Genomic DNA, 15230 nt, shown 5'->3' on the forward strand with positions numbered 1-15230 from the left:
CCGGGAGGCACACGGCACCTCCGCCCGGGAGGCGCCGGGCACCTGTCAGTGAACGGGGCCCTGGTAGGCGGGGACCCGGTCGGGGATGAGCCGGTCGAACAGCGGGGCCCAGTCGGTGGGCGCCGAGCCCGGTTCGTTGTAGAGCTCGAAGGTCGTGCCGCCGGCCGCCGGCAGGCGCAGTGCCTGCACGCAGGCCTCCGCCACCGACTTCCTGGAGACCCAGCCGTCGCCGCGGTCATGCTGCTCCAGGCGCACCCGGGCGCCCGCGACCTCGTCGTCCGTCAGCCAGCTCGGCCGTACGACGGTGTAGGGCAGGCCCGAGGCACGGACCTCGTCCTCGCCCCGCAACCGCCAGTCGAGCAGGCGTCCGTAGGCGTTCATCGGGTGCTCACGCCGCGTCACGAAGATCTGGCTGACCAGCACCACGTGCGGGCGCTGCGCGCCGTCGGCCGCCGCGGCGAGCATGTTGCGCACTCCGTCGTAGACGGTGGACTCGGGGCTGTGCGGCCCCGAGTCTGCGGTGCCGGGCTCGACGGTGAACACGATGCCGGAGCAACCGCTCACCGCAGGGCCGAGCGAGTCCGTGTACCGCACGTCGGCTCGCCGTGTCTCCACTCCGAGCGGCAGCACCGCACGCTGCGGATCACGGCTGATCACTCGTACTTGATGGCCTTCTTCGAGCAGGCGGCGCGTGATGAGCACGCCTGTCCTGCCCGCCCCTCCGATAACGGCAATGGGGCTCTGCATGGTCCCCTCCAGGGATGAGCGCCGTCACACCCAGCGCAGGATGTCGTCGGCGCGCCTGAGCTCTGTCTGCGCGGGAACACCGGTCAGCGCCGGCACCCGCAGTCGCGGGTACACGGTGACCCCGCAGAATCGCGACCCCGGCCAGAGCACGGCGCCGTCGCCGATGGCCGAGAACTGTTCAAGGCGCAGTGGCCTGGCGCGCTCGGAGAGCACTTGGGCCATGGGGCCTATGTAGGCGTCGGTGATGTCGGCCCAGCTGCCGACCACCGCCGACTCCCCCACCGCGGAACGGGCCAGGACGGCGCCCTCGCGGACCTCGGCCCCGTCGCCGATGTCCGTGTGCTCCAGGCGCACCCCGCGGCCGATCTCGACGTCACGGCCGATCCGGGTGCCGGGCCCGATGACGACCGAGCCCTCCTCGATCTTCTGGGCCAGCGTGGTGCCCGTGACGTCGTCCTTGGTGCGCAGGCTGGTCTCGTGGATCCAGCAGCGCGGGTCGGTCCGGTCGGGTGCCTCCATGAGGCGGTTCATCTGCCCGTACGCGCCGTCGAGCACGAGCCGGACCGTCTGGAGGTAGTCGGGGACATTGCCCATGTCGCCCAGGCGTCCGATGGTGTGGGTGGCCACCGGTACCCCCCGTTCGACGAGGTGGGGCAGCAGATCGCCGCCCCAATCCAGGCGCTGGTGGGACTGCCGGAACAGCTCCGGCTCCCTGGCGAGCAGCCGCAGGCGCCCGCAGTCGACCAGGTACATCCCGGCGTTGGTCGCCAGGGTCGCCGCCGGGTCCTCGTTCGTGCGCGGGAAGAGCGAGCGCAGTTCGCCGATGCCGGGTTTCTCCACGAAGCCCTGCACGAGGCCGCGTTCGTCGGTGCGCATGACGCCGTACTTGCCGGCGATCTCGGCGGCCGTTCGTGCCACGGACGCGACCGTGACCACCGCCCCCTGCTCGCGGTGGGTCGCCTCCATCGCCGCCAGGTCGAAGTCGAAGAGCGAGTCGACGGGCAGTACGAGCGCGCGACCCTGCAGGTCCCACTGCTCCAGGTTGTGCAGCGTGGCCCCTGCCGACCCCACGTTGTAGCGGTCGAACCGGGAGCGCGAGTACGTGATGTCGACCCCGAAGCGCTCGCCGTGGCCGAGGAGCAGTTTGATCTGGTTGCGGTTCTCCAGGCCGTGGGTCACGACGTAGAACCGGCGCACGCCCTGCTCCCGGCAGGCGTCGATCATCCACTCGACCAGACGTCGTCCGACGAAGGGGATGAGCGCCTTGCTGCGGATGTAGTCCGCAGACTTGAGGGTGATCGGTTTGGCCCGTTCCCCCCTGCCTCCGGCCAGAATGATGCCGACAGTTCCCTCGTCACGGATCACGCTCGCTGCACCCCCGCGAATGCGAATTGTTGTCGTATTCGTATTCCGATGCCGACTACTCGTCCGCCCGGCGGACGCAACCGGCGGACGCCTTCCAGTTCTCGTCGTCATCCTCCGCAACATGTGCGGGCATCCAGCCGAGCGATATGACCGGAAACAACTCCAGTCGCATTTCCTTCCCCTCCCGTATGACGGAATTCGCGTTTCGCCCTCCCGCCGCAAACAGCATGGCTCACAAACGGCTGGAATCCATGGACGGGTAGGCTCGGGATCGCGCATTGCAGGAAGCAGCAAGGGGGAAAAGTGTGCAGAGATGCGGACATAAGTCCACAACCCAATGTCATACAGCTGTGCGAACGCGGGCTTGATTGCTACCGGCGTACGCTGGCCGAAGGGCCCACGTCCGGCGAAGTACCCGACTGTCTGGTCGAGTTGGGCCTGATGCGGCGCCAGGCCGAGGCGGGCGACCGCTGGGTGGCCGTACCTCCGGACATCGCGTCGCACGAGCTCACCCGTCCCCTTGAGCGCGCGATCCTGGCGCAGCAGCACACCGTCGCGGGCATCTACGACGCACTGGCCCCCGCCGAGGACGCCTACCGCACCCAACAGCGCGCCTCCGCCGCCTCCGTACGCCTGCTGCACGGCTCGGACGTCATCTACGCGGCCCTTGAGCGGGCCTCGGAGGCCTGCCGGGAAGAGCTGCTGACCGCCCACCCGGGCGGGGCGCGCGATCCCGACGCGCTGGGCAAGACCCTGCCCCGCACGCTGCGCCTGAACAGCCGGGGCGTGCGGCAGCGCACGCTCTACCAGCACTCCGTGCGCGCGCACGGCCCGACGCTCGCCTACATCGAGCAGGTGACCGCGGCCGGGGCGCAGGTGCGCACGCTGGACGAAGTCGTCGACCGCCTCATCGTGTACGACCGCTCCATCGCGTTCATCCCCGACCGGCGCTACGACCTGCAGACCACCGCGCTCGCCGTGGAGCACCCGGCGCTCATCCACTACCTCGTCAAGGTCTTCGACCACGCCTGGCAGCGCGCCGAGCCCGTCACCGTCGCCTCCGACCACGGCCGGCCCCCGCTCCTGACGGACGAGACCCGCCGTGCCGTGCTCCAGCTGATGGTGGAGGGCCATACGGACGCGGGGATGGGCAAGCGCCTCGGCATCAGCGCCAGGACCGTCTCCGCCCACATCAAGAAGGCCTCGGAGTTGATGGGCAGCCGCAGCCGGGCCCATCTCGCCTATCTGCTGGCCCGTTCCGAACTCCTGGAGACTCCGCGGCAGGACTGACGCGACGCTCGTCTCCCCCGCCCCCGCCCCTGCCCCCGGCGCCTGGCTCGACGCGCTCATCCCCCGAGCTCCTCGACCGCCGAGAGAACCCGCTCCACGTCGGCGGCGGGTGCCGCGCCGGGCGTCAGGCCCAGGACCGTGCATCCGGGCAGCAGCCGACTCAGGCCCTCCGCCGCTCCGCCGGGCCCCGCGGAGCCGCCGAGGACCACTAATCGGCCGTGCCGGCGCGCCAGTTCACCCGCTGCCGCCGATAAGTGGCTGTCGTCGACGTACACGAGGTGTGCGTGCGCGAGGCCCTTCGAGCGCTCGCGCACGGCGAGGGCGAGCCGCGTACCCTTCTCGCCGATCGAGACGAGGCAGGTGTCGGTGTCCGCGGGGCCGCCCGGGTCCGCGGGGCCGCCCGAGTCCGCGGGCACGTCCCAGATGACCGGGGGGACGTCGCCGTCGCCGTCGGCGGCGCCGGGCCAGGGCGTCGTCACCGCGTCGGACGTCTCCGTGCCGATGCGGATATGGCAGGGCCGTCCGGAGCGGGCGGCGCCGCGCAGCACCGCCCGGATCTCGGGCGCGCCGCTCGGCACGGCGATCTGGACGCGCGGCATGCTCCGCAGCTCCGTCAGATCCGTCTGCCCGTACGGCACCATGACCGACGCCCCCGCCCGCAGATAGGCGGCGGCCAGGCGGGGAAGCCGCGAGACCCTGGTGTCCGCGCCGAGGCCGAGGCCGCACACGAACACCCGGAACCCGGCGGTGACGAGCCCCTCGACCATGGTCACCATGGCGCTCTCCACGCCGCCCAGCGGGAAGAACCGGTCCGGGTGGGCCGACTCGAAGGGATGGTGTGCGCCGCCGGGCAGGGCCTCGACGCACACCACCCGGCCGTCGTCCGCACCGATCTTCGCCAGTTCCTCGCGGTAGATGTCCTCCGCCCGGACCGTTGTAGCCCCCACAGCGCACTCCTCCCAGAGGCAGGTACTTAACATATAGAACGTTCTCTTTGTTTTTGGAGCAAGGGAACCCCCTGCTTGGTACGCATCAGGTAAAAACAGGTAGGGGTTCTGGGTTCTGCAACCTCAGCCGGTCGCGGCCGTGACGCCCCGCCACACAAACGGCCACAGCCGCTCCAGGGCGGCCTGCGCGCCGAGCCCCTCGCCCACCGGCGAGCAGCGGTACGCCTCGACCGCCGTCAGGACGTACACCACCAGGGCCGCCACCGCGTCGGGACGGGCGTCCTGACGCAGCTCGCCCGCCTTGTCCGCCTCGCGCAGCAGCCGGCCGAGCTCGGGCACCCACGCCTCGTGCCAGCCCGGCACCGGCTTCGGGCGCTCGCGCGCGAGCAGGGCCGCAGCCCTCACGACGACATCCTCGTCGAGCAGGCCCGCCACGCACCGCACCAGGGCGAACACGGCGGACAGCGGGGACGTGTACCCGGCCACCGCCGTCCCGGTCCGTGCGCGGGTGAGGGCCGCCGCCTCCTCGACCACCGTCTGCGCCAGGGCGCGCTTGCTGGCGAAATGGAACGTCAGGGCGCCCATGGAGACCCGGGCCGCGGCGCTGACGGAGGCCATGGTGGCCCCGTGGTAGCCGTTCGCGTCCAACTCGGCCGCCGCCGCGCGGATGAGGGCCTCACGCGTACGAGCGGCTCTGCTCTGCGTCACCATGCGCCCTCCAGGGACCGCGGCGGTCCGTCCGCCCCCTCCGGAGCAGAGGGTACCGAGCGTCCACCGGCAAAGCAAAGTGACTGTTCTATTTATTTCTGGATGGCCGTTCTGTTTTGCGCCGTGAGGCGCCCTCCTGACGGACGGGCGCCTCACGGGTCGTCAGTCACACAGCGCCGTGGCGCCCCCGTCGACCGGCACGGCCGCTCCGGTGACGAACGAGGACAGGTCGCTGCACAGCCACGCCGCCGCCCGCGCCACCTCGACCGGGTCGGCCATCCGCTTCTGCACCGCGGCGGCCATGAACACCTGCTCCAACTGCGGCGTCTCGGCCAGGACTTGTTCCATCATCTCGGTACGCGTGCTGCCCACGACCAACGCGTTGACGCGCACCCCGCGGGAGCCGTAGTCGGCGGCGGCCGCCTTCGTCATGCCGATCACGGCGTGCTTGGCGGCCACGTACGCGGCGGAGGCCCCGGTGGCGGCCACGCCGGCCACGCTGGAGGTGTTGACCACGGCTCCGCCCCGTCCGGACCTGAGCATGACGGGGATCTGGTGGGCCAGGCAGTTCCATACGCCCCGGACGTTGACGTCCATGGTGCGCGCGTAGGTCTCCTCGTCGATCTCGTGGAGGGCCTGGCCCGCGGTGGCGTAGCCGGCGTTGTTGAACGCCGCGTCCAGACCGCCGAACGTATCGGCGGTTCTGGCCACGGCGTCGGCCACGTCCTGCCCGCGCGTCACGTCGCCGCCGACCGCCAGGGCCCTGCCGCCCTCGGCGGTGATGTCGTCCACCAGGCGGTCGAGGAGTTCGGTGCGTCTGGCCATGACGCTGACCGCGGCGCCCTGCCGGGCGAAGAGGCGGGCCGCGGCCGCCCCGATGCCGCTCGACGCGCCCGTGATCATGACGGTCTTGCCCGCCAGCATGCTCATCGCTCCCAGCTCCGGCCCGCCGCCGCCTCGGCGTCGACCCGCCGGAGCAGCTCGGCGTCGATCTGCCCGAGCCGGTCCACCAGGTGCCGTACGCCGGCCTCCACCATCAACTGCCGCTGGAAGCTGTGCTCGTAGGTGCTGGGGTGGCCGATGAACGCGACGTTCAGGGAGCGGGCCTCCTCGGCCACGCGGGCGACGTCGTCGACGAAGACCGCCTCGTCGTGCTTGAGGCCGAAGGTCTGCGTGATGATCTCGTGTATGCCGGGCCGGAAGCCGTCCGTACAGACATACCCCGGGCCGTCGAACAGGTCCCCGTACGCTCCCAGATGCGTGTCGAAGTGCGCCTTGGCGAGACCGCCGTAGCACACCACCTGTAACCCCATGTCCCGCACGCGGTGCAGCAGTTCCGCCGTGCCGGGCGCCACCGTGACCGGGTGCCGGCCGAGGTATTCGTCCCGCTCGGCGAAGTAGGCCCGCAGCGCCTCCTCGCCGGTGAGGGGCACGGGGACCGCTTCGGCCATGCGCTCTCCCGCGACGTGCTGCGGCTGGGAGAAGATGCTCCGTTCGGTTTCTGCGGTGTACTGCCCGCCACGCCTGACGACGAAGTCGTGGATGACGGGACTGAAGGTGTCGCTGAGAAGGACCCCGTCGATATTGACCGCGACAAGCCGCAGCTGTCCGGCATTCCGTCCCATGAACTCTCCCCGGATTCGGCCCCGGCTCCCCGCCGGGGCGCGGTGCGCAGACGCACACCAGCGGACCGGTCCGCAGCGTGCGCCATTGCTCCGCGCGGCACCGTGCGCGCACAGTAGATCGCCGCCGTACAGCCGCACTTGACCGCGCGTCACTCCGGTGTCACACCGGGCGAGGAGCAAGAGTTCAGACGAGCCCGGCCTCCTCCAGGCGGTTCGGGTCGAGGTCCATGCGCACCACGGTGGCCGGAACGGCGATGCCGGGGAGCAGGATCTGCCACATACGCCGCACGCGCTGGGGCAGATCCGCGCGTCCGACGGCAGCGGCGGAGAAGAGCTGCATGCCGGTGCACGTCTCGACGACCTGCTCTGCCACCTGCGCGGGGTCCACGCCCGCCTGCAACTCCCCGCGCTCGCGGGCCTCGACCAGGCACTCCTCCATCACCTTGGCCCAGGCGACGTACGGTCCGGCCGCCTCGCCCATGCCCAGAGTGCTCTGTTCGGTGGTGAGCCGGACACCGGCGCGCAGAAGGACGTTGGTCTGCAACTGGCGCGACCACACGATGGTGATGTCGATCAACCGCTGCAGTCCCTCGGATCGCAGCAGCGGCAGGATCGTGTCCGCCTGCTGGTCCATCACCGCATGCGCGAGCCCTTCCTTGGACTGGAAGTGAAAGTAAAGAGACCCGGCGGTGGCGCCGGCGCGCTCGAGGATCCGGTTGATGCCGGCGCCCGCGTAGCCCATCTCGTCGAAGACCTCGGCCGCGGCGCGCAAGATCCCGTCGCGTGTCTCCACGGCCCGCTGCTGTTTCGGCTGCCGCATCGCCCCTCCAAAGTAAACAGAACGATCTCTAATCTAGAGGATGGTTCACTTTAGGACCACCCTCCCCGTCAGCGCTGATTTCTGGACCCAGAGTCCGATTTACCCCTTATGCCATCAGGACTTGAGGCTTCCGTGGGTGTTTCTTTGCGGTTGATTGGTCTTAAAAAAAGAGAGCATTCTCTAAATTCGAGGTGCTCTCATGCATGCCTCGAGCCACAGCACTCCGCTCCGCCAGGTACCACGAGCCTCGAGGTGCTCATACGTTCTAGGGGGATTTCCGTATGTACAGCACCATGTTGCCCATTCCGGCCCGTCCTGCCGGATGGGCGCCGGCCACCAGCAAGCAGGTCCACAAGAACACCGCCTCCGAGATGCTCCTCACCGAGTGGCGCCAAAGCGGGGCCGATGACTTCGTGGTCCGTGCGCAGTGGCCGCAGGACCACGGCTTTTACCGTACGCGGCACAACCTGCTCGACCCGCTCCTGTTGGCCGAGTCGGTGCGCCAGTGCGTGCCGCTCCTCAGCCACGCGGCCTACGACGTGCCCTTCGGCCACCAACAGTCCTGGAGCCACTTCAGTTACTCGCTCACCCCCGCGGCCCTCGCCGTCGGCAGCACGCCTCCGGAGTTAGAACTCCAGGTCGCCTGCCGGGACATCGTCCGCAGATCACAGCGGCTCGCCTCGCTGAACATGGAGGTCGACGTGGTGCGCGACGGGATGCACGTCGGCACCTGCCTGACCCGCTTCGCCAATCACGCGCCGGCGCTCTACAAGCGCCTGCGCGGACCGTACGGGGACCTCGCCGAGGCCACCGCGCGCGCTCTGCCGCTGCCTCCGCCGACCGCTCCCACCCAAGTGGCCCGCGAATCCTTCGACGACGTCGTGCTCTCGCCGACCGCATCCCCGCGCCGCAGCCAGCTGCGGATCGACCTCAAGCACCCCGTGCTCTTCGACCACCCGGTCGACCACGCCCCCGGCATGCTGCTCCTCGAAGCCGCACGCCAGTCCGCGCACGCCGCGGTCCACCCCGCGCCCGTCTGCGTCACCGGCATGGACGTCGTCTTCGCCCGCTACGCCGAACTCGACGTGCCCTGCTGGATCCACACCGACCTGCTGCCGATGGCCGGACCCGACCGGCACAGGGTGCTCGTCACCGCCGTCCAGAACGACATCTGCGTCTTCTCCGGCGTCATCACGCTCCAGCGGCTCAACCTGAACTGAGCTGCTCCGCGCGGCTGCCACCCCCCACGGCACGTCCCCGCCGACGGTTCGCTTCACGTGCTCCGCACACCAGAACTGCTCGCCGCACCAGAACTGCTGCTCGCACCAAGGCAGTTCGCCGCACCAGGACAGTTCGACCGCGCGCGGCACGCGCGGGCGGCCGGGGTGCTGTACCGCGCCAACGACGCCGCGGCGCAGCCTGCCCCGCCTCAGCAGGTCGTACGACACAGCGCAAAGCGCTCTCCCGCCGGGCACTTCGGCCCCGCTGCCGCGCGCCCCGATGCGCGCAGCGCACACCGCAGCGCGCCGATCCCCGCGCACCGTCATGGGCCAGACCGTACCGGCACGCCCCAGGCTGTCGGATCCTCACCACACAGAACTGGCTGGATTCGCTGGTTCCGGATACCGCTCCACCGGAGGATCTCCCTCCGAAAACACGTGCCACCACAGGCACGTACCACCCCTGGCAGCCCCCGGCCCGACGGCACCTCGTCCGGTGCCCCTGGCCAGAACCCGTCCACCCCCCTACCGCACCCGCAGTTCCGCCCGCCGCACATCGCGGGAGAGCAGCCCGACGACCGCGGCGCTCGCGCTGATCGCCGCGCCGACGAGGAACATCGGCACGATCCCGACCGCTCCGGCGGCCAGGCCGAAGAGCGGGAAGACCAGCGGGGCGAGGCCCACATGGGAGAGTGCGAGGACCGCGGCGACGCGGCCCTGGTAGGCGGCGGCCGTGTTGCGCTGGATCAGGGCGACGGACAGGCCGCCGCACACCCCGGCCACCAGGCCCGCGAAGCCCGCCACGGCGGCCGCGCCGGCCACGCTCGGCAGCAGCCCGATGGCGCCGATCGCGAGGGACGCCACGACCATCGCGCAGCCCTGGACCATCCCGGCGCGCCGGATGCGCCCCGCGAGGGACAGGCCGATGGCTCCGAGGCCCGCCCCGACCGCGAACGCGCCGAGTATCCAGCCGATCCCGGTGGCGCCGAAGCCCCGCTCCTCGGTCAGCAGGAACACGCCCATCTGGAGCGGCGGCATGAATCCGATCTCGCTCAGTGCCGTGCCGAGCACGAGGGGGCCGACGACGCGGTGCCGGCGGATGTAGCGCAGGCCGTCGGTCAGGTCGTGCCAGGGGGTGCCCGCTTCACCGGCCGGCCGCGCCCGCGGGAGCGGTGCGACGCGTACGGAGACCAGGAGGATCAGGGAGAGCGCGAACAGCGCCCCCGCGAGGGCGAAGGCAAGCGCGCCGTGGTGGGCGAGCGCGAACCCGGCCATGGGCGGCCCCACGGCCTTCCCGAGCCGGATCGCGAGCTGCCGCATGCCGACGAGGCGGACGATCTCGTCGGGGCCGGTGAGCCGCGGGGGCAGCGCGCCCACGGCGGGCATGAACAGCGCGTCGACCACTCCGAAGACCAGCGCCACCACGACAAGGAGCCACAGCTCCGGGGTGCTGAGCCACAGCGCGACCGCGACGGCGAGGATCACCGCGGCCCGCAGGGCGTCGGAGCCGATGACGACCTTGCGCGGGTCGAACCGGTCGGCGATCACGCCGCCGAGGAGCATAAGCAGCGCCCGGGGCACGGCGCCGAGCGCCAGTACGATGCCGACCTGCGCGGGGCCCGCGAGCTGGGCGGCGGCCCAGCCCAGGGCGAGGAAGTAGACGCTGTCGCCGACGATCGACGCGAAGTACGCGGCGAGCCAGCGCAGCACGTTCGTGTCGCGGTGCGCGGGCCGCGACGACACGGGCTCCGTGTGCGCGGAGCTGCCGGATTCGATCGGTCCGGCTATGTCGGCGTCAGTCACAATCCCGGATCTTCACGTCAAAGGTGCGCGGCGGCAAGGGCTTTCGTGATGTACACCCTGCGGGACCTGTGGTGCGGAGGGGTGTGGGGTGTCCCGCAGGGTGCAGTCCGACGTGCCGGACGTGCCGGACGAGCCCGTTGTGCCGGCCGGTCCGGCCCCCGGCTCAGCGGATCAGTTCGTGCTCACGCTGCTCGCTCCGGCGCTGGGCGGGCACGTCGGCCGTTGCGCCGCCGCCCAGTTTCGCGCCCTCGACGTCGAGGTTCGGCAGCAGCTTGTCGAGCCACTTGGGCAGCCACCACGCCTTGGTGCCCAGGAGGGCGAACAGGGCGGGGACGATGGCCATGCGGACCACGAAGGCGTCGAAGAGCACGGCGGAGGCGAGGGCGAAGCCCATCATCTTGATGAGGTCGTTGTCCTCCGCGATGAACCCGGAGAAGACGCTGATCATGATGATGGCGGCCGCGGAGACCACCCGGCCGCCGTAGTGGAAGCCCGCGACGACCGCCTCGCCGGCGGTGGCGCCGTGCACGTACGCCTCGCGCATGCGGCTGACCAGGAACACCTCGTAGTCCATGGCGAGTCCGAAGACCACGCCGATCATGAGGATGGGCAGGGTGCTCATGACGGGGTTGGGCTGTTCGACGCCGAAGACGTCCGCGAGCCAGCCCTTCTGGAAGACCGCGACGACCGCGCCGAGTGCCGCGCCGACCGAGAGCAGGAAGCCCAGTGCGGCCTTGAACGGGACCAGGAGCGAGCGGAAGACCAGCATCAGGAGCAGGAAGGCCAGGCCCACGACCAGAGCGAGGTAGGGCAGGAGCGCCTCGTCCAGGGTGCGGGAGAAGTCGATGAACAGAGCCGTCTGACCGGTGATCAGGATTTCCGAGCCGGTGTCGGCCTCCATGCCGCGGGCCAGTGCGCGCAGCGAGCGGACCAGCTCCTCGGTCGCCTCCTCGTTCGGACCGCTGGTCGGTACGACGTTGAAGATCGCGGTGTCGCCGGCCTTGTTGGCGGCGGCCGGTGCGACGGAGGCCACGCCGTCCTGGTCGGCGAACCGCTCGCCGACGGTCTTGGCGGCTGCCGCCGCCTTGTCGGACTCGACGGTGACCATCAGCGGGCCGTTGAAGCCGTCGCCGAAGGACGCCGAGAGCATGTCGTACGCCTTGCGCTGGGTGGTGTCGGTGGCCATGGTGCCCTCGCCCGGCAGCCCGAGTTCCAGGTCGGCGGCGGGCAGGGCGACGGCGCCGAGTCCGACCACGCCGACCAGCAGGACGGCCACCGGGTGGCGCAGGACGTAACGGGCCCAGCGGGTACCGAGGTTGGTGCGCTGCTCGTCCGGCCCGGCCTGCTTGCGGGCCCGCTTGGCGGCTCGCTTGGCCGCCTTGCGCTCCTGGCGGGCCGACAGGGGCTTGGTCCGGAAGGCGGCGCGGTCGCGGCGGCGCAGGACGCGCACCGGGGCGAAGCCGAGCAGGGCGGGCACCAGGGTGATCGCGATGAGGACCGCGATGGCGACGGTCCCGGCGGCGGCCAGGCCCATCTTGGTGAGCACGGGGATGTTCACCACGCTCAGACCGGCGAGCGCGACGATGACGGTGAGTCCGGCGAAGACGACGGCGGAGCCCGCGGTGCCGACCGCGCGGCCCGCGGCCTCCCGGCGGTCGTGGCCCTCCAGCATTTCCGAGCGGTAGCGGGAGACGATGAAGAGGGCGTAGTCGATGCCGACGGCGAGGCCGAGCATCATGGCCAGATTCGAGGTGGTCGCGGAGAGACCGAGGGTGCTGCCGAGGGCGGTGATGGCGCTGATGCCCGCACCGACGCCGACGAGAGCGGTGAGCAGCGGCATGCCCGCGGCGATCAGGGAGCCGAAGGTCATCAGCAGGACGACCGCGGAGATCAGCACGCCGATCTGCTCGCCGGTGCCGCCCATGGCGACGTCGACCTTCACGGCGTCGCCGCCGGCCTCCACGGTCAGGCCCGAATCCCGGCCGGATTCCAGGGTTTTGTCCAGCGCGTCGTGCTGTTTGTCGGTGAGCTCGGTGGCGGCGAGCTCGTAGGTGGCCACGGCGTAGGCGGTGGTGCCGTCCTTGCTGACCGCGTCACTGGTGAACGGGTCGGTGACCCGGGTGACCTTCGGGTCCTTGCCCAGATCGGCGACGAGGTCGGCGACGGCCGCCTTGTGCCCGGGCGTGGTGATCTTCTCTCCGTCGGGGGCGCGGACGACGACCCTGGCGCTGGCTCCTTCGGCGCCTGCGGCCGGGAACTTCTCCTCGAGAAGGTCGAAGGCCTTCTGCGACTCGGTGCCCGGCATGGAGAAGGTGTCGGCGGGTGGAGTGGGGGCCGAGGAGGCCGCGAACGCGGCTCCGAAGAGGACGAGCAGCCACAGCAGTGCTGTCAGGCCTCGCCTTCGGAAGGTGAAACGGCCCAGTTTGTAGAGCAACGTCGCCATGGTGGGGGGACTCCCGTCGGGATCGAATGACACCAAGACCCGGGCAGATTAACAAACCGCGCACGCGGTTTGGTTATGAGAGAGCACTTATCCGCCACCCCGCAGGCGCACCCGCGCGCTCCAAAGCAGCGGAAACCAGCACATCAGAAGCCTGACGGAGGGCGCTTGAGCCGCGGTCGAACGCCGATCGACGCGCAGGTCCCGAGAGTTCCGGGCAGGCCGCAAGGGTTGACTTCAAAACCGCCAGGGTGGTTTCTTTAGTACGCCGACGTCAGCCCGACGTCGGCCCGACGTCCGGCGCAGCGGCCGGACGCCGGGCGTGACTCAGCTGGTGCCGTCCGAGGGCGCGTCGGGTTTCGTGTAGAGGACCTCGCGGGCCTGGTCCGCGGCGCGGGCGAGGCTTTCGCTGACGAAGTCGAGGAAGCGGGCGATGTTCTCCAGGCGGGTGGCTGCCGGGGTGCCGGGGCCGAGGATGCCGACGCCCTGCCGCGCGGTCTCGACGACGTGAGCGGTGGAGCGGGCGCTGGCCATCATCGACCGGTACCAGATGTCGTCGTCGACGATGTAGCGATCACGGCGGCGTTCGTCGCGCTCGCGGCGGACGAAGCCCTGGCTCTCCAGGAACGCGATGGCCTTGGAGATCGAGGGCGGGCTGACCTGGAGGCGTTCGACGAGCTCGGAGGCGGTGAGGCTCCCGGAGTCGGTGATGGTGAGGCAGACCATCACGCGCGACATCATCTTCGGCATACCCGAGGCCATCATGACCGTGGTCAGCAACTCCTCGTACTCGCGCACGGATTCGGCGTCGCGGCCGTGGGTCTCCGGTGCCTCCTTGGGGCCCCTGGGCGCGGCCTGCCGGCGGCGGTGGGCGCGGTGTTCGGTGGCGCGGTGGGCGAGGTCGGCGCGGTAGGCGGTGGGGCCGCCGTTGCGCATCACCTCGCGCGTGATCGTCGAGGTCGGGCGGTCCAGGCGTCGGGCGATCTCCGCGTAGGCGAGCCCGTCGGCGAGGCCGAGGGCGATCTCCTGACGCTCCTGCTGGGTGAGTCTGCCTCCCGGCATCGGGGTCTCCTTCGTGGTCCGTGGAGCCCCCACCCTAGCGTTTACGGTCAATCCATTGCAACGGAACTGGCATGTGTCGTTGCGTTATGCGCCAACCCACTGCAACGATTAAACGCCTCTGACCTGGAGGAATGCCCATTGCACGCAACATCGCTGTTGCCAGAACTATGAATGCAACTTAGCGTTTCCATCATCAGAAACAGCGAGCCGCAGGGCACGCGACAGAGAAGAAGGAGCGCATCATGCAGAAGTTCGACACCCCCGCCCCGGTCACCGCCGTCGTCGACATCGCCGCGGGAAGCCTCCGGATCATCGCCGCCGACCGCGCCGACACCACGGTCGAGGTCCTGCCCGCCAACGCCAACAAGAGCCGCGACGTGAAGGCGGCCGAGGAGGCCACGGTCGAGTACGGCACCGACGGCGTCCTGCGGATCAACGCCGCACCGGCGAAGAACCAGATCCTCGGCGCCTCCGGAACCATCGAGGTGACCGTCCAACTGCCCGCGGGCTCCGACATCGTGGCCAAGGCGGCCAGCGGCGAGATCCGGGGCGTCGGACGGCTGGGTGACGTGACCTTCGAAGGTGCGGAGGGCTCGGTCAAGCTCGACGAGACCGCGAGCGCCAACCTCACCCTCCAGGCCGGTGACATCTCGGTCGGCCACCTGGGCGGCCCCGCGGAGATCAGCACCCAGAAGGGCAACCTGCAGATCAGCGAGGCGGTCAAGGGCAAGGTCACACTGCGCACCGAGCACGGCGAGATCTCGGTCGGCACCGCCCCCGGCGTCTCCGCCCACCTGGACGCCGGCACCAGCTACGGCCGGGTCGACAACTCCCTCCGCAACACCGACGGCGCCGCCGCCGGCCTGCAGATCCACGCGACCACCGCTTACGGCGACATCACCGCCCGCAGCCTCTGACCCCACAGCTTCTGAACCGAAGCCTCCGAGGAGCAGCAACATGACGAATCTGGCCATCGCGGCGAACGGGCTGCGCAAGTCCTACGGCGACAAGGTCGTGCTCGACGGCGTCGACGTGACCGTCCCCGAAGGAACGATCTTCGCTCTGCTCGGCCCGAACGGCGCCGGCAAGACGACCGCCGTGAAGATCCTGACGACGCTCGTCACCGCCGACGCCGGCACCATCCGCGTCGGCGGTCACGACCTGGCCGCCGACCCGCAGGCCGTACGGTCCGCGATCGGTGTC

14 protein-coding genes are annotated in these 15230 nt (G+C 70.5%); 4 read left to right on the forward strand and 10 right to left on the reverse strand.

What is annotated here, in order from left to right; translation table 11 throughout:
• Positions 1–45: 45 nt before the first annotated feature.
• Positions 46–747 (reverse strand): SDR family oxidoreductase, encoded by a 702-nt coding sequence (locus IE226_RS35765; protein WP_190085650.1) that lies wholly within the window; start codon positions 745–747, stop codon positions 46–48.
• 24 nt (positions 748–771) lie between these two features.
• On the reverse strand, positions 772–2112 hold the full coding sequence (locus IE226_RS35770; RefSeq protein ID WP_229871746.1) for a nucleotidyltransferase family protein: 1341 nt from the start codon (positions 2110–2112) through the stop codon (positions 772–774).
• Positions 2113–2415: 303 nt separating this feature from the next.
• Between IE226_RS35770 and IE226_RS35775 the strand changes: the two genes are divergently transcribed.
• Positions 2416–3402, forward strand: coding sequence for a LuxR C-terminal-related transcriptional regulator (locus IE226_RS35775; RefSeq protein WP_190085651.1), 987 nt, complete (start codon positions 2416–2418; stop codon positions 3400–3402).
• A gap of 56 nt (positions 3403–3458) precedes the next feature.
• On the opposite strand, the gene IE226_RS35780 is transcribed toward IE226_RS35775, so the two are convergent.
• The 5 genes from IE226_RS35780 to IE226_RS35800 form a co-directional block, all read right to left on the reverse strand.
• The gene (locus tag IE226_RS35780; RefSeq protein WP_190085652.1) at positions 3459–4349 is read right to left on the reverse strand and encodes a transketolase family protein; all 891 of its coding nucleotides are present in this window, start codon (positions 4347–4349) and stop codon (positions 3459–3461) included.
• 123 nt (positions 4350–4472) lie between these two features.
• Positions 4473–5060 (reverse strand): TetR family transcriptional regulator, encoded by a 588-nt coding sequence (locus tag IE226_RS35785; RefSeq protein ID WP_190085653.1) that lies wholly within the window; start codon positions 5058–5060, stop codon positions 4473–4475.
• A gap of 159 nt (positions 5061–5219) precedes the next feature.
• Positions 5220–5981: an SDR family NAD(P)-dependent oxidoreductase gene (locus tag IE226_RS35790; protein ID WP_190085664.1), complete on the reverse strand. Its 762-nt coding sequence runs from the start codon at positions 5979–5981 to the stop codon at positions 5220–5222.
• A 2-nt stretch (positions 5982–5983) separates the two neighbouring features.
• Positions 5984–6682 carry an HAD family hydrolase gene (locus tag IE226_RS35795; protein ID WP_190085654.1) on the reverse strand — a complete coding sequence of 233 codons (699 nt, stop codon included), beginning with the start codon at positions 6680–6682 and terminating at the stop codon, positions 5984–5986.
• A gap of 184 nt (positions 6683–6866) precedes the next feature.
• Positions 6867–7502, reverse strand: a complete 636-nt coding sequence (locus tag IE226_RS35800) for a ScbR family autoregulator-binding transcription factor (protein ID WP_190085655.1) — start codon at positions 7500–7502, stop codon at positions 6867–6869.
• A gap of 281 nt (positions 7503–7783) precedes the next feature.
• Between IE226_RS35800 and IE226_RS35805 the strand changes: the two genes are divergently transcribed.
• Positions 7784–8722, forward strand: a complete 939-nt coding sequence (locus IE226_RS35805) for a ScbA/BarX family gamma-butyrolactone biosynthesis protein (protein WP_229871747.1) — start codon at positions 7784–7786, stop codon at positions 8720–8722.
• A 525-nt stretch (positions 8723–9247) separates the two neighbouring features.
• Here the strand turns inward: IE226_RS35805 and IE226_RS35810 are convergent.
• From IE226_RS35810 to IE226_RS35820, 3 genes are all read right to left on the reverse strand, one after another.
• A complete protein-coding gene (locus IE226_RS35810) occupies positions 9248–10525 on the reverse strand; it encodes an MFS transporter (RefSeq protein WP_229871748.1) in 1278 nt (425 codons plus the stop codon).
• Between the two features lie 163 nt (positions 10526–10688).
• A complete protein-coding gene (locus IE226_RS35815) occupies positions 10689–12968 on the reverse strand; it encodes an MMPL family transporter (protein WP_190085656.1) in 2280 nt (759 codons plus the stop codon).
• Positions 12969–13292: 324 nt separating this feature from the next.
• Positions 13293–14027 carry a helix-turn-helix domain-containing protein gene (locus tag IE226_RS35820; RefSeq protein ID WP_190085657.1) on the reverse strand — a complete coding sequence of 245 codons (735 nt, stop codon included), beginning with the start codon at positions 14025–14027 and terminating at the stop codon, positions 13293–13295.
• Positions 14028–14269: 242 nt separating this feature from the next.
• Here IE226_RS35820 and IE226_RS35825 point away from each other — a divergent pair, with 242 nt between their 5' ends.
• Together IE226_RS35825 and IE226_RS35830 are read left to right on the forward strand one after the other, a co-directional pair.
• Positions 14270–14944 (forward strand): DUF4097 family beta strand repeat-containing protein, encoded by a 675-nt coding sequence (locus IE226_RS35825; protein ID WP_190085658.1) that lies wholly within the window; start codon positions 14270–14272, stop codon positions 14942–14944.
• 40 nt (positions 14945–14984) lie between these two features.
• On the forward strand, positions 14985–15230 hold a 246-nt coding region (locus IE226_RS35830; RefSeq protein WP_190085659.1), incomplete at its 3' end, for an ATP-binding cassette domain-containing protein.

Source organism: Streptomyces longisporoflavus (assembly GCF_014649775.1).
Lineage (GTDB): Bacteria > Actinomycetota > Actinomycetes > Streptomycetales > Streptomycetaceae > Streptomyces > Streptomyces longisporoflavus.

What these genes read in the sequence shown, in the direction of transcription:
- IE226_RS35765 (WP_190085650.1), bottom strand. Translation starts at nt 747, where the DNA reads ATGCAGAGCCCCATTGCCGTTATCGGAGGGGCGGGCAGGACAGGCGTG.
- IE226_RS35785 (WP_190085653.1), bottom strand. Translation starts at nt 5,060, where the DNA reads ATGGTGACGCAGAGCAGAGCCGCTCGTACGCGTGAGGCCCTCATCCGC.
- IE226_RS35790 (WP_190085664.1), bottom strand. Translation starts at nt 5,981, where the DNA reads ATGCTGGCGGGCAAGACCGTCATGATCACGGGCGCGTCGAGCGGCATC.
- IE226_RS35795 (WP_190085654.1), bottom strand. Translation starts at nt 6,682, where the DNA reads ATGGGACGGAATGCCGGACAGCTGCGGCTTGTCGCGGTCAATATCGAC.
- IE226_RS35800 (WP_190085655.1), bottom strand. Translation starts at nt 7,502, where the DNA reads ATGCGGCAGCCGAAACAGCAGCGGGCCGTGGAGACACGCGACGGGATC.
- IE226_RS35805 (WP_229871747.1), top strand. Translation starts at nt 7,784, where the DNA reads ATGTACAGCACCATGTTGCCCATTCCGGCCCGTCCTGCCGGATGGGCG.
- IE226_RS35815 (WP_190085656.1), bottom strand. Translation starts at nt 12,968, where the DNA reads ATGGCGACGTTGCTCTACAAACTGGGCCGTTTCACCTTCCGAAGGCGA.
- IE226_RS35820 (WP_190085657.1), bottom strand. Translation starts at nt 14,027, where the DNA reads ATGCCGGGAGGCAGACTCACCCAGCAGGAGCGTCAGGAGATCGCCCTC.
- IE226_RS35825 (WP_190085658.1), top strand. Translation starts at nt 14,270, where the DNA reads ATGCAGAAGTTCGACACCCCCGCCCCGGTCACCGCCGTCGTCGACATC.